Below are 12737 nucleotides of genomic sequence, written 5' to 3' on the forward strand. Positions count from 1 at the left end.
CCTGACCTGCGAATCAGCGAAATCACGGTTAATCAGTGAAAATCAACGATTCGGAATCACGGTTAATCAGCGTAAATCAGTGATGCCCAAAACCTGTTTTATTTTGAATCCCAAGGCCGGTCCCAGCCGCCGCCTCGACATGCCGGCGCTGATTGCCCGGCACTTCGGCGCGCTGGAACCCGACTACGAAATTCGCCCCACCGAATACGCCGGGCACGCCGTGGAATTGGCGCGCACGGCTGCGGCCGAGGGCTTTCGGGTGGTGGCCGCTGTGGGCGGCGATGGTACCGTGAACGAAGTGGGCCGGGGCCTGCTGGGCACCGCTGCCGCGCTGGGCATTGTGCCCCAGGGCTCGGGAAATGGCTTGGCGCGCCACCTGAAAGTGCCGTTGGCGCTACCGGCGGCATTGCAGCAGCTGGCCGCGCCCACCTTCAGCCGCATGGATGTGGGGGTAATAAATGACCACCCGTTTTTTTGCACCGCCGGGCTGGGGTTTGATGCCCACGTGAGCCAGCACTTTGCCCAAGCCGGCTCGCGCGGCCTGAGCACCTACCTGCGCGTGACGCTGCGCGAGTACCGCCACTTCCAGCCCGTGCCCGTGCGCGTGGACCTGGACGGCCAGATTACCCAAACTAATTGCTACGTGCTGGCCTTCGCCAATGCCTCGCAATATGGCAACAACGCCTACATTGCCCCACTGGCCGACCTACGCGACGGCCTGCTCGACGTGTGCCTGATTGATGCCCTGCCGGTGGGCCGCGCCATTAAGGTGAGCCTGGGCATGGCGCTGGGCAACTTGCCGCAATCCAAAGCGGCCGAGTACTTTCGGGTGCCGCGAGGGCGGGTAACGGCGAAGGCCCCTATCGGCTTTCACGTCGATGGCGACTACCTGGGGCACGCCACCGAATTTACGATTGAGCTGCTCCCTCTGGCCCTGGCCGTGGCCGTGTAATCGAGGGCAATGACAACTGTGTGTATTCTGTATGAAAGCTGATAAAAACCAACGGCAGGGCGTGGTCTACTCCACCAACCCTGATTTTTCCTACCAAACCGATGAGGCGGCCGCCACCGTTACACTGCCGCCCCAGCAGCAGCAGCTGCGGGTGCAGCTCGACAAGAAGCAGCGCGGCGGCAAGCAGGTAACGCTCGTTACGGGTTTTGTGGGCACCGATGCTGATTTGCAGGCTCTGGGCAAGCTGCTCAAAACCAAGTGCGGCGTGGGCGGCAGCGCCAAAGACGGCGAAGTAGTGGTTCAGGGCGACTTCCGCGACAAGGTGCTGGAAGTGCTGCTGAAAGCGGGCTACAAAGCCAAAAAAGCTGGCGGCTGATTGCCAGCGCTGGGCCTAGAAACTGCCTCTGAGCTGCTTTTTATTCGTTTTCCGTTGATTTCGCCCCCGTTCCATGATTCCGTTTCCCGCCCTTCCTGAAGCCGTCCGCGACGTGGCCTCCCTGCACGGCCGGGCCGAAAGCGGTGTCATCGACGCCGTACTGTGGCTCAAGCTCGGAATCGAAACAGTAGGGGCGGCCATTATCGCGCTGGGCATTCTCAGCGCGGGCTGGCTGCTGCTCAAGGCCCTGGCTAAGCACCAAACCGCCGACTTTACGGCCATCCGTCTCACTTTGGCGCGTTACTTGGCGCTGGCGCTCGAGTTCCAGCTCGGGGCCGACATTCTCTCCACGGCCATCGCGCCCAGCTGGGAGCAGATTGGCAAGCTTGGCGCCATTGCCGTCATCCGCACGGCGCTCAACTACTTCCTGTCGCGGGAAATGCACGAGGAGCGCCGGGAAGCCACCCCCGAACACGAAGTTGTGAACCGCGCCGACGTTTAAACGCCGAGTCGGGCCCGCGCCTTGGCCACGTCCTCCGGCGTGTCAATGCCGAAAGCGTCCAGCCCGGTTTCTGCGCAGCGGATGCGGAAACCGGCCTCCAGCCACCGCAGCTGCTCCAGGCTCTCGGCCGCTTCGAGGGCCGAAACGGGCAGCCGGGTGAGCTGCTCCAGTACGGCCGGCTGGTAGGCATAGAGGCCCAGGTGGCGCAGGTAGCGGTGGTGGGCCAGCCACTCGGCGGGCGCCCGGCCGCGCTGGTAGGGCAGGGGGTGCCGGCTGAAATACAGGGCGTGGTTCTGCTGGTCGAGCACCACTTTGGGCAGGTGCGGGCTGAATAATTCCTCCTCCGAAACCACGGGTTTCACCAGCGTGGCGATGCCAGGCGCGGTGGCTTCGTCGGCAAATAAATCGACCAGCGCGTTGATTTGAGCCGGGTGAATGAAGGGCTCATCGCCCTGAATGTTGACGATGCAACGCACCCCGGTCGGGCTGCCCAGCTGCTGGAAGGCTTCCCACAGCCGGTCGGTGCCGCTAGGGTGGTCGGGGCGGGTGAGCACGGCCTCGCCCCCAAAATCCTGCACGTGCTGGCGGATGCGCTCGTCGTCAGTAGCCACCACCACGCGCGTCAGATTGGCCTGCCGGGCCTGCGCCACCACCCGCTGAATCATGCTCATGCCGCCCAAGTCAACCAAAGGTTTGCCAGGGAGGCGCGTGGAAGCAAAACGGGCGGGAATGAGACCAATAACCATCGGAGCGGGCAAGAGAAGCGGAACGGAAAGCGGAGCGAAACAAGGAATCCGGCTTCAAATAAAGCGCTTTGGCCGCGGCCAGAGAAAATAGAAGCGAATTCCCCGCCGGTTTTTGCGTTATTTTGTCATTGTTAGCCACTGGGCTGGCGCTCCGGGCGGGGCTGGTATGGATTTCGCAAGGTTGATTTTATGACTACAATACTTTCGCTCATTACGCTGCTGGCCCTGGGTGGCCCCGGTTCCGACAACCTTCCACCCTTGCCCGCCGCTCCCAGCGACTCTATTGGCGTAGAAATGCGCGGCGGCCAGCGTTTCGTGAAGCACCGGGTAGCCGCTGGCGAAACACTCTCGGCCCTCACGCGCCGCTACCGGGTTTCCCTCGACCAGCTTATGGCCGCCAATCCACAGGTTAAAAGCGGCCTGGGCATCGGCCAGATTGTGTACGTGCCCCGCCCCCTGACGGGCCGCACCGCCGCTGCGGCTCCCAGTCGCCCGGCCGCAGCTTCGCCCGCTGCCAGCGCTATGCCCGCCAGCTATACTGTGGCGAAGGGCGAAACGCTGTTTGGCATCGCGCGCCGCTTTCAGCTCACCCCCGACGAACTCATTAAGCTCAACAAGCTGCCTGCCGGCGGCGCCGTGCGCGTTGGCCAGGAATTGATGCTGCGTGCGGCCGAAGCCGGCGCACCCGCTGCCAGCGCCGCCGCGCCCAAGCCCGTGCGCGCCGCGGAGGTAGAAGACGTGCCTACGCCCAAAACGCCCGCCGCCCCCGACAAGCCCGCCCAGATTGCAACCGTGACCCCGGCCATGACGGAAAAGGAGAAGCAGGAAACCGAGAACGAGGAGCGGACGCCCAACCGCGCCGCCGAGCTGCTCGCCCGCGTAACCGAAGCCGGCCTGGGCGCGCCCATCGACAAGAGCGTGACCGACAAGTATTTAGCGCTGCATAAAACCGCGCCCGTGGGCACCATCATGCAGGTGAAAAACAACATGAACGGCCAGTCGGTGTACGTGCGCGTTATCGGCAAGCTGCCCGATACCGGCGAAAATAACAACATTCTGGTGCGCCTCTCGCCCCGCGCCATGCAGAAGCTGGGCACGGGTGATTCCCGCTTCCGGGTCGAGACGAACTACATTCCGCAGTAGCCTTGTGAGGTAAGCTTTAGCTTGCCGTCGTGGAACAAACTTGAAAGACATTACGGCAAGCTAAAGCTTACCTCACTTTGAACATCGCCCAGCTCCGCCGCCAGCTAGACGCTCAGTATGAGCGCTACAACCGGCCGGAATTCATTAAAAACGACCCTATTCAGATTCCGCACCGCTTCACGCAGCAGTCGGATATTGAAATCAGCGCCCTGTTTGCGGCGCTGCTGGCCTGGGGGCAACGGCCCACCATCATCAACAAATGCAACGAGCTGCTGCGCCGCATGGACGACGCGCCGCACCAGTTCATCACCCAGCATCAGGACGAGGATTTGAAGCGGCTGCTGGGCTTCTGCCACCGCACCTTCTGCGATACCGACCTGCTGTACTTTGTGCATTTCCTGCGCCACTGGTACGGGCAGCACGAGTCGCTGGAAACCGCGTTTCTGGAGGGTCACACGCAGCGCGAGCGGCTCATCAACTTCCACAATACCTTCTTCAGCCTGCCTGATGCGCCCGGCCGCACCCGCAAGCACGTGGCCACGCCGGCCCGCAAATCGGCCTGCAAGCGGGTGAATATGTACCTGCGCTGGCTGGTGCGCCGCGATGCCCACGGCGTGGACTTCGGCCTCTGGACCCGCCTCTCCATGGCCGATTTAATAATGCCCATCGACCTGCACGTCGAGCGCCAAGCCCGTCCGCTGGGCCTGCTTACCCGCAAGCTGGTGGACTGGCAAGCCGCCGAGGAACTGACCGCCAACCTGCGCCTGCTGGACGCGGACGACCCGGTGAAGTACGACTTCGCGCTGTTTGGGGCGGGGGTGGATAAGTAGGACAGCGTCGTGGGGTAGTCAGTGCGCTTTTCTCGGGAAAGTTCAGGTGCCCTCCGGACCCACCGGTCGGGCACTTGCTGGATTTGCAGGGCGGCGAACCGGGTTGGTGGGCTTCATTGGCGGCGGTTACGAACATGTAATCTGGCCGTGATACTTCTGTGAGATGTAAAGGCGAAATTCGTTTCGTTCCTCACGTAGTTCCTACTGCTCATGAAAAACCGCACTTTCCCCCTTCTATTCGCCGTCTTGCTCGCCGCCCCGGCCTTGCTGATTTCCTGCTCCGACAGCGATAACGACCCGGCTCCCCAGGCGCCAACCACGAGCACCGTGACGCCCAACGGTGCCGTGAGCACGCTCAAAACCGGCACCATTGCGCCCCAGAGCGGGACCCCCACCACGGGCATGCTCACCATCGTGCGCGACGCCGACAACCGCGAGTTCGTGCAGCTGGCCGATAACTTCAAATCGGACTTTCATACGGGCACCGTCACCATCTACCTGGCCAAAGCCACCACCAACATCGGCGCCCAGCGCCGGGCCGATGCCACCAGCGTGAAAGTAGTGGGCCTCGTAAACAAGGACGGCAAACAGGCTTTTTTGATTGACCGCGGCCTGGAATCTTTCTCCACCGTGGTGTTTTACTGCGAAACGGCCGCCATTAATTTCGGGGCGGCCCCGCTGCAATAATGCGCGTGGCCGCCCGTACCGGGTTGGGGGTACTCACTGCTGGCTGGCTGCTGGGCGCGGCCCAGCCCGCCTGCGCTGGGGGCGGCTGGATTCGACCTGCCGGCGGGGCATATGCGAAAGTCGGCCTCACCGCCGTGAACACCTCCCGCTACTACACGCTTTCCGGCACCGAGCTCACCACCAACCCCTTCAGCCAGCAGGTAGTCAGCCTCTACGCCGAAGCTGGCCTGGGCCACCACCTCGAAGCCGTGCTGAACTTCCCGGCCTATCGGCGGGCCAAGTTCAGCACGTCCACGGCCACCCAGGGCGTGGGCGATGTTCAACTCGGGCTGCGCTACGGGGTGCTGCGCGGGGCCTGGCCGATGGCCCTGAGCGTGAGTGCCGAGCTGCCCACCGGCAACCCCAAGGCCCGTGGCACGAACACCAACAATTCCCAGCTGGAAATTGCCCTGCCCACCGGCGACGGCGAGTTCAACGTCTGGACCCAGGTGGCCCTCTCGCACAGCTTCTCCCCCAAGCTGTACGCAACGGTGGAGGCGGGCTATAATGCCCGCACCGAGGGCTTCACCAACCAGTACAGCTACAGCGGGCAGCTGGGTTACCAACTGCTGGGCAAAGCCTGGCTCACGGGCACGGTGCGCACCCTCGACAACGTGCGCGCGCCCCGGCCCGGTGGCCTGGCCAGCATTGGCATCGGCGAGGGTGTTGCCTACTCCACGGCCGCGCTGGGGGCCAACTACGCCGCCACCGACCACCTCTGGCTGACCGCCGAATGGGCCACCGGCTTCGGCAAGCTGCGCAACGTGTACGCCGGCAGCCAGTTCACGGTGGGCGTGGCCTGGGAGTGGAAGTAAGTGTTGGCTGTTAGCTGTTAGCTTTCGTGCTGAATATTGCCTTCCCGTTTGCCCCTGGTTTAATGCCGTGCCTAGCGTCTGAAAGTGGTAGGTACGGCACTGTTCGCTCAAAAGCTAACGGCTAACAGCTAACGGCTAACAGCTAAATCACAAAAAGCCCTACCTTCCAACATGCCTAGCAAACACGCCCTCATCGTGGAAGACGACGCCGACATTGCCGCGCTGGTGGCGGTGAACCTGCGCGACATCGACTGCGGCGCGACGGTGGCGGTGAACGGCCTCGACGGCCTGCGCCAGGCCACGGAGGGCGAGTACGACGTCATCATTCTCGATATTATGCTGCCCGGCCTCAACGGCATTGAGGTGTGCCGCCGCATTCGGGAGCAGCACGTGCGCACCCCCATTCTGATGCTCACCAGCAAGGCCGAGGAAATCGACAAAGTGCTGGCCCTGGACCTGGGCGCCGACGATTACCTGACCAAGCCCTTCAGCGTGCGCGAGCTGCTGGCCCGGGTGAAAGCCCGCCTGCGCCGCTCGGTTCCGGACAAAGAGCCCGGCTTCGCGGGGGAAGTCGCGCCGTCGCGCTTTCGCTGCGGGGCGCTGGAGCTGGACATTGAGCTGCACCGCGTGAGCCTGCGGGGCCAGCCCCTGGAGCTGACGGCCAAGGAGTTTGCGCTGCTGGCTCAGTTCATGCGCCACCCCGGCCGCACGTACTCGCGCACCCAATTGCTCGACCAGGTGTGGGGTTATTCTTACTCGGGCTACGAGCACACGGTGAACTCGCACATCAACCGCCTGCGCCTCAAAATCGAGGCCGACCCCGCTCAACCCACCTACGTGCTGACCGTGTGGGGCGTGGGCTACAAGCTGGCCGACACGCTGCCATGCTAAGCTGGCCCCGCCCCCGGAGCCTGCAGCTGCGCCTCTCGCTGCTGTTTGTGGTGTTGCTGGTGGCCGTGAGCGGCGTGTACCTGCTGCTGCTCTCGCGCAGCGCCGACGACTACCTGGCCGAGGACATGCAGCGGCGCAACCTGGACCTGGCCGCGTCGGTGGCCAAGGTGCTCAGCATCGACTCGGCGACCAACGAAATTCCGCCCGCCGCCATCACGGAGACCTTCCACGCGGCCATGGTCATCAACCCCAACATCAAGCTCTACCTCATCGGGCTTGATGGGCACCTGCTGGCTGCCTCCGCCGAGCCCAACGAGCTCCGGGCGCAAACGGTGGCCATGGCCCCGGTGCGGGCGCTGCTGGACGGCCGCCAGCCGCTGCCCCTCTACGGCACCGACCCGCGCCACCCCGGCCAGCCCCGGCCTTTTTCGGTGGCCCCGCTGCACGGCGCCGGCGGCACCGTGCACTGCTACCTCTACATCACCCTTGGCGGGCCGGCCGCCGCCGGTTCCGAGCCGGCCATGCTACGCCAGGGCCACCTGCTGGGCATGCTGCTGCGCACGCTGCTGGTGGCCGGCGCGGCGGTGCTGGTCGTGGGGCTGATACTTATTTCGCTGCTCACCCGCGATTTGAAGCGCCTGGTGGCCACCGTACGCCGCCTGCACGCCGGCGACTACGCGGCACGGGCCACCGGCATTGGGGCCAACAGCGAGCTGGGCGAGCTGGCCGCGGCCTTCAACGACATGTCGGCCCGCACCGAGCAGGCCCTCGACGAGCTGCGCACCACCGACGAGCTGCGCCGCGAGCTGGTGGCCAACATCTCCCACGATTTGCGCACGCCGCTGGCCAGCATTGAGGGCTACACCGAAACTGTGCTGCTGCGCCGGCACCTGCTGAGTCCGGCCGAGCAGCAGCAGTACCTGGAAACCATTCTCAAAAACACCCACAGCCTCAAACGCCTGATAACCGAGCTCTTTGAGCTCTCAAAGCTCGAAGCCCGGCAGACCGTGCCCCAGCCCGAACCCTTTTCGCTCCCCGAGCTGGTGCACGATGTGGTGCAGCAGCTGGAGCCCACCGCCCGGGCCCGCGCCGTCACGCTCCGGGCCGAGCCCAGCCCCGTGGCCTTGCCCTTCGCCTACGCCGATGTGGGCCTGCTGGAGCGGGTGCTGCAAAACCTGCTCGACAATGCCCTGAACTACACCCCGGCGGGTGGCCAGGTCTGCGTGCACCTGGCCCCCAGCGCCGGCCGCCTCACCCTGCAGGTGCGCGACACCGGCTCGGGCATCGCTCCGCCCGACCTACCCCACCTCTTCGACCGGTTCTACCACACCGACCAGGTGCGCCGCAAGTCGCGGGGCGGCACGGGCTTGGGCCTGGCCATTGCCTCTAAAATAGTGGAGCTGCACGGCGGCGAGCTCACCGTGAGCAGCACGCTGGGCCAGGGGGCGTGCTTTGCCTTTTCGGTGCCGGTGTACGTGCCCTAAACGGCCGGAGCATTCGCACGCATGGCCAAGGCTGCGCTCATCCGGTCGAAATTGTTGCACCAGCGGCGCACCCCGTAGAGCGATATGCCCGTCCGCAAGCTGGTGGACTAACGGGCCGCCGAGGAGCTGACGGCTACCTTGCGTCTGTTTGACGCGGACGACCCGGCGAAGTATAACTTCGCGCTGTTTGGGGCGGGGGTGGACAAGTATATTACTCAGCTACTACATCACGGATTTTGTGGAGAAGCAATTCGATTTAGTACTAACAAACCAACGTAAACTAGGCTGGCTGGCGGCCATGTTTGTCTTAGCAACGTCTTTTGGCATATTGGCTATTATCGTGGGCCTAACCTATGTTGAATTCAGCCCAGTAGTGGAAGGATTTATTCTGTATTTTCCGGTAGCTGTCGCATTATATTATGTAACTCATCTCAATTCAATAAAAAAAAATAGCATTGAGCCCTCACTCGTAACCATTGCAGTCAATGGAATTATTGTCTTAAACAAAAATTCAGGTGAAGAGCGTCGTGTGCTGTTCAGTGATATTGCCAGCTACAAGTACTCAGTTTATAGTGGGGGCAAGAACTTGCGCATAAAAAGAAAGGATTTCACATCTTTTAACCTGTCGGATAAAAGCGAACAATTCGCTGCGATGGTTCAAGAATTCGAAACGGCTATTACTCTTTATCAACAAAAAACAACCGTTTCACTCACTGCTTTAGAAAAGGTAGGTGATGCAGTCGAAAATAAGCAAGTTGATGGGAATGTTCTATCTGTCCTTCGTGAAAAGGCCTTTTTTGAAAAGAAAATATCCACAGTTGTTATGACAATGATGTCACTGGCGCTGGTCCTGCTGACGTGTTCATTGTTCGTAAGTTCCAGACCCATTAAAGGAAGTATGTTCTTGGCTTATAGCGGCTATGTTTCTTACGCCACAACCTGGTGGATTACCCGCAACCAGCGTAGAAGTTAAATACGTACGCAACGCTCCTTGTTGACACAGCAGCGGGGCATTATTGTGATTGTCTAGTTATTTCTTAACGATTCCGGCGAATCTTTCCCGCCCCGCCCGCTGTTTACCTTCGCATCCTAATCTGACTATCGAAAGACTACTTACTTGCTCTTACCCCAACACTTCGAACAAAAAATCGGCTTCACCACTCTGCGCGAGCAGCTCGAAGCCAACTGCCTGAGCGCCCTGGGCCGCCAATACGTGGCCCGCATGGAGTTCCAGACCAAGCACGAGCCGCTGCTGAAGCTGCTGCAGCAGGCCGACGAATTCACCTTCCTGCTGCGCTCCGGGGCCGATTTTCCGGCCTCGCACTACTACGACCCCAAAGCCCACCTCAAGCGCGCTGCCCTGCCGGGCGCATTCCTCGACGTGGCCGCGTTTTTTGAAGTGAAGATGAGCCTGCGCACCATCCGCCAGGCCCTCACCTTCTTCAGCGAGGCCGATGCCAGCCTGTACCCCACGCTGCGCCTGCTGGGCATTGGCGTGCAGGTAGACCGGAATTTGTTGGCCGCGATGGACAAGGTGGTGGACGATGAGGGCGCCGTGCGCGACGACGCCAGCCCGCTGCTGCGCCAGATTCGGCAGGAGCTGATTGCGCGCCAGGGCCAGCTGCGCAAGCAGATTGCCGGCATCCTGCGCCACGCCAAAAACGAGGGCTGGATTCCCGGCGATGCCGAGCCCACCATTCGCGGCGGGAGGCTGGTGCTGCCGGTCATTGCCGAGCACAAGCGCAAGGTGAAGGGCCTGATTCACGACGAATCGGCCTCGGGCCAAACCGTGTATATTGAGCCGGAAGCCGTTTTTGAGCTCAATAACGACATCAAGGACCTCGACAACGCCTACCACCGCGAGTTGATTCGCATACTTACGGCCCTCACCGACCAGCTGCGTCCGCACCTGCCGGACCTGCGCCGGGCGTACTCTTATCTGGGCCTGATTGACTTTATTCGGGCGAAGGCCAGACTGGCCGTTTCGCTCGACTGCCAGCTGCCCGTGCTGCACAACAAGCCGCTGCTGAAGTGGCACGGCGTGCGCCACCCGCTGCTGCAGCTGGCCTTTGCCCAGCACAAGCGCGACAGCGGCGATGCCCGCGAAGTGGTGCCGCTTGACCTGGAGCTGAACGCCGAGCAGCGTATTCTGGTGATTTCTGGTCCCAACGCGGGCGGCAAATCCGTGAGCCTGAAAACCGTGGGCCTCGTGCAGTTCATGCTGCAAATGGGCCTGCTCATTCCGTGCGCCGACAACTCCGAAGCCGGCGTGTTCGAAGATATTTTCCTGGACATCGGCGACGAGCAGAGCCTGGAAAACGACCTCAGTACCTACTCCTCGCACCTGCTGGCCATGAAGCAGTTCCTGCTGCTGGCCGGCAAGAAAAGCCTGGTTTTGATTGATGAATTCGGCACCGGCACCGAGCCCAGCCTGGGCGGCGCCATCGCCGAGGCCGTGCTCGAAGGGCTCAATAAGGCGCGGGTATACGGCGTAATTACCACGCACTACACCAACCTGAAAAACTTTGCCGAGCGCACGCCACATCTCGTGAACGGCGCCATGCGCTACGACCCCGACAAGCTGCAGCCCCTCTACCGCCTCGAAGTGGGCAAGCCAGGTTCGTCGTTCGCCATTGAAATTGCCCGCAAAATCGGTTTGCCAAAGGAGGTAGTGGAGCGCGCCACCCAGCTGGTGGGCAAGGATAAAATCCGCTACGACCGTCTGCTCGAAGGGCTGGAAAAGGATAAGCTGGAGCTGGAAATCCGCACCGCCGAGGCCGCCAAAGCCGAAAAGCGCCTCAAGCGCGCTGCCCAGGAATACACCGACCTCAAGCAGCACCTCGAAGACACCAAGCTCGAAACCCTGCGCACCGCTAAGCAGCAGGCCAAAGCGCTGCTGGTGAACACCAACCAGCAAATCGAAGCTACGATTGGCGAAATCCGCCGTGGCAATGCCGAGAAGGAGACCAATAAAGCCGCCCGCGAGAAGCTCGAAACCTTCGTGCGCCAGGAGCTGCAGATTGAGCCGCCCAAGCCCAAGGCCACCCGCGAGCGCGCCGAGGCCGGCGGCCTGCTGCCCGGCGACAAAGTGGCCCTGTTTGGTCAGGACGGGCACGGCGAGGTGGTGAGCGTGAAAGGCAACACCGCCGAAGTCATGTTCGGCGGCATGAAAACGCTCACCAAGCTCAACCAGTTGGAGAAGCTGGGCCGGGCCGAAATCCGCGAGCGGGAGCAGGCGGCCAAGGCCAAAAGCGGCCGCCTCGGCGGCGGCAGCTCCGGCGGCGGCGGCAACGGCATCAACATCACCGACCGCATGGCCGGTTTCAGCCCCACGCTGGACCTGCGCGGCGAGCGGGCCGAAGACGCCCTCACCAAAACCATGAGCTTCGTGGACGACGCCGTGATGCTGGGCATGCCCGAAATCAAGTTCCTGCACGGCCGCGGCAATGGCGTGCTCCGTCAGGTGGTGCGCGACTACCTGCGCTCGCAGCGCGCCGTGGCCAGCGTGGCCGATGAGCACGCCGACCGCGGCGGCGACGGCGTAACCATTGCCGTGCTAAAGTAGGGAAGGCAGCGGTTGGGAAAATATTTCAAAAGTCCCATTAATTGAACCAAGCCCAGGTCTGAATAAGGCCTGGGCTTGGTTTTTAAGGTGGTTTGAGAAGCGTTTACTTGGGTTTTATTCAATGGCGAGAAGTCTGAAGTATTCAGATTTAGGGTAGGGAAGTATCCTGGTAAGCAGTAGGTTTGCTGAACCTCACCGGAGGCGGCGGTACTTAGCCCGCCCAAACCTCTTCAACCCTCATTTCCTCCTGCTATGAACCCGCAAAACACCAGCCAAACCGTTGTCCAACAAACCTCTGCGGCCTTTATAGGTGCTTCCTGGGTGGCCCTGCTGGCCGGCTTCGCCGCCTTCAACATCGGCCTGTGGAACGCCGAAATGGCGCTCAACGAAAAGGGCTACTACTTCACGGTGCTGATGTACGGTCTGTTTTCGGCCATTTCGGTCCAGAAAAGCGTGCGCGACCGCCTCGAAGGCATTCCGGTTACCAACCTCTATTATGGCATCAGCTGGGTGTCGGTGCTCCTCACAGTGGGCCTGCTCACCGTGGGCCTCTGGAATGCCACCCTCACCCTGAGCGAGAAAGGCTTTTACGCCATGTCCTTCTTGTTGAGCCTGTTCGCCGCCATCGCCGTGCAAAAGAACACCCGCGACACCCTGCAAAATCCCAAGCCCGAACCAACCAACTACTAATAGAACCTTGGACTATT

General features: G+C 62.0%; 13 protein-coding genes and 1 pseudogene. 13 read left to right on the forward strand and 1 reads right to left on the reverse strand.

The window, feature by feature from the left end:
- The first annotated feature begins 82 nt into the window (after positions 1–82).
- The 3 genes from GM79_RS22380 (at position 83) to GM79_RS22390 (ending at position 1830) form a co-directional block, all read left to right on the forward strand.
- Complete coding sequence (locus GM79_RS22380) at positions 83–952, forward strand: diacylglycerol/lipid kinase family protein (RefSeq protein WP_035568188.1); 870 nt, start codon at positions 83–85, stop codon at positions 950–952.
- 31 nt (positions 953–983) lie between these two features.
- Positions 984–1328, forward strand: a complete 345-nt coding sequence (locus tag GM79_RS22385; protein ID WP_035568190.1) for a translation initiation factor — start codon at positions 984–986, stop codon at positions 1326–1328.
- A 73-nt stretch (positions 1329–1401) separates the two neighbouring features.
- On the forward strand, positions 1402–1830 hold the full coding sequence (locus tag GM79_RS22390; protein ID WP_081867944.1) for a DUF1622 domain-containing protein: 429 nt from the start codon (positions 1402–1404) through the stop codon (positions 1828–1830).
- Here GM79_RS22390 and kdsB read toward each other — a convergent pair.
- A complete protein-coding gene (gene kdsB / locus GM79_RS22395) occupies positions 1827–2576 on the reverse strand; it encodes a 3-deoxy-manno-octulosonate cytidylyltransferase (protein WP_035568192.1) in 750 nt (249 codons plus the stop codon). The genes GM79_RS22390 and kdsB overlap by 4 nt on opposite strands.
- Before the next feature lie 189 nt (positions 2577–2765).
- Here kdsB and GM79_RS22400 point away from each other — a divergent pair, with 189 nt between their 5' ends.
- From GM79_RS22400 to yiaA, 10 genes and pseudogenes are all read left to right on the forward strand, one after another.
- The gene (locus GM79_RS22400) at positions 2766–3719 is read left to right on the forward strand and encodes a LysM peptidoglycan-binding domain-containing protein (protein WP_035568194.1); all 954 of its coding nucleotides are present in this window, start codon (positions 2766–2768) and stop codon (positions 3717–3719) included.
- Positions 3720–3796: 77 nt separating this feature from the next.
- Positions 3797–4549 (forward strand): TIGR02757 family protein, encoded by a 753-nt coding sequence (locus tag GM79_RS22405; protein WP_035568196.1) that lies wholly within the window; start codon positions 3797–3799, stop codon positions 4547–4549.
- 210 nt (positions 4550–4759) lie between these two features.
- Positions 4760–5236: a DM13 domain-containing protein gene (locus GM79_RS22410; protein ID WP_035568198.1), complete on the forward strand. Its 477-nt coding sequence runs from the start codon at positions 4760–4762 to the stop codon at positions 5234–5236.
- A gap of 5 nt (positions 5237–5241) precedes the next feature.
- Positions 5242–6090: a hypothetical protein gene (locus GM79_RS22415; protein WP_152560149.1), complete on the forward strand. Its 849-nt coding sequence runs from the start codon at positions 5242–5244 to the stop codon at positions 6088–6090.
- A gap of 171 nt (positions 6091–6261) precedes the next feature.
- Positions 6262–6981, forward strand: a complete 720-nt coding sequence (locus tag GM79_RS22420) for a response regulator transcription factor (protein WP_035568203.1) — start codon at positions 6262–6264, stop codon at positions 6979–6981.
- Positions 6975–8465, forward strand: coding sequence for a sensor histidine kinase (locus tag GM79_RS22425; protein WP_051719203.1), 1491 nt, complete (start codon positions 6975–6977; stop codon positions 8463–8465). Before GM79_RS22420 ends, GM79_RS22425 begins: the two co-directional genes overlap by 7 nt.
- A gap of 123 nt (positions 8466–8588) precedes the next feature.
- Positions 8589–8744 (forward strand): annotated as a pseudogene (locus tag GM79_RS25190) (DUF2400 family protein); the annotation flags it as partial.
- The gene (locus tag GM79_RS22430) at positions 8704–9438 is read left to right on the forward strand and encodes a hypothetical protein (protein ID WP_152560150.1); all 735 of its coding nucleotides are present in this window, start codon (positions 8704–8706) and stop codon (positions 9436–9438) included. The pseudogene GM79_RS25190 and the gene GM79_RS22430, both read left to right, overlap by 41 nt.
- Positions 9439–9582: 144 nt before the next feature.
- The gene (locus GM79_RS22435) at positions 9583–12030 is read left to right on the forward strand and encodes an endonuclease MutS2 (protein ID WP_035568208.1); all 2448 of its coding nucleotides are present in this window, start codon (positions 9583–9585) and stop codon (positions 12028–12030) included.
- 252 nt (positions 12031–12282) lie between these two features.
- On the forward strand, positions 12283–12720 hold the full coding sequence (gene yiaA, locus GM79_RS22440; RefSeq protein ID WP_035568210.1) for an inner membrane protein YiaA: 438 nt from the start codon (positions 12283–12285) through the stop codon (positions 12718–12720).
- Positions 12721–12737: the final 17 nt, after the last annotated feature.

This window comes from Hymenobacter sp. IS2118, from assembly GCF_000715495.1.
Taxonomy (GTDB): Bacteria; Bacteroidota; Bacteroidia; order Cytophagales; family Hymenobacteraceae; genus Hymenobacter.

Excerpts from the sequence above, each read along its gene's own strand:
- GM79_RS22380 (WP_035568188.1), top strand. The coding sequence starts at position 83 with ATGCCCAAAACCTGTTTTATTTTGAATCCCAAGGCCGGTCCCAGCCGC.
- GM79_RS22385 (WP_035568190.1), top strand. The coding sequence starts at position 984 with ATGAAAGCTGATAAAAACCAACGGCAGGGCGTGGTCTACTCCACCAAC.
- GM79_RS22390 (WP_081867944.1), top strand. The coding sequence starts at position 1,402 with ATGATTCCGTTTCCCGCCCTTCCTGAAGCCGTCCGCGACGTGGCCTCC.
- kdsB (WP_035568192.1), bottom strand. The coding sequence starts at position 2,576 with ATGGTTATTGGTCTCATTCCCGCCCGTTTTGCTTCCACGCGCCTCCCT.
- GM79_RS22400 (WP_035568194.1), top strand. The coding sequence starts at position 2,766 with ATGACTACAATACTTTCGCTCATTACGCTGCTGGCCCTGGGTGGCCCC.
- GM79_RS22410 (WP_035568198.1), top strand. The coding sequence starts at position 4,760 with ATGAAAAACCGCACTTTCCCCCTTCTATTCGCCGTCTTGCTCGCCGCC.
- GM79_RS22420 (WP_035568203.1), top strand. The coding sequence starts at position 6,262 with ATGCCTAGCAAACACGCCCTCATCGTGGAAGACGACGCCGACATTGCC.
- GM79_RS22425 (WP_051719203.1), top strand. The coding sequence starts at position 6,975 with ATGCTAAGCTGGCCCCGCCCCCGGAGCCTGCAGCTGCGCCTCTCGCTG.
- yiaA (WP_035568210.1), top strand. The coding sequence starts at position 12,283 with ATGAACCCGCAAAACACCAGCCAAACCGTTGTCCAACAAACCTCTGCG.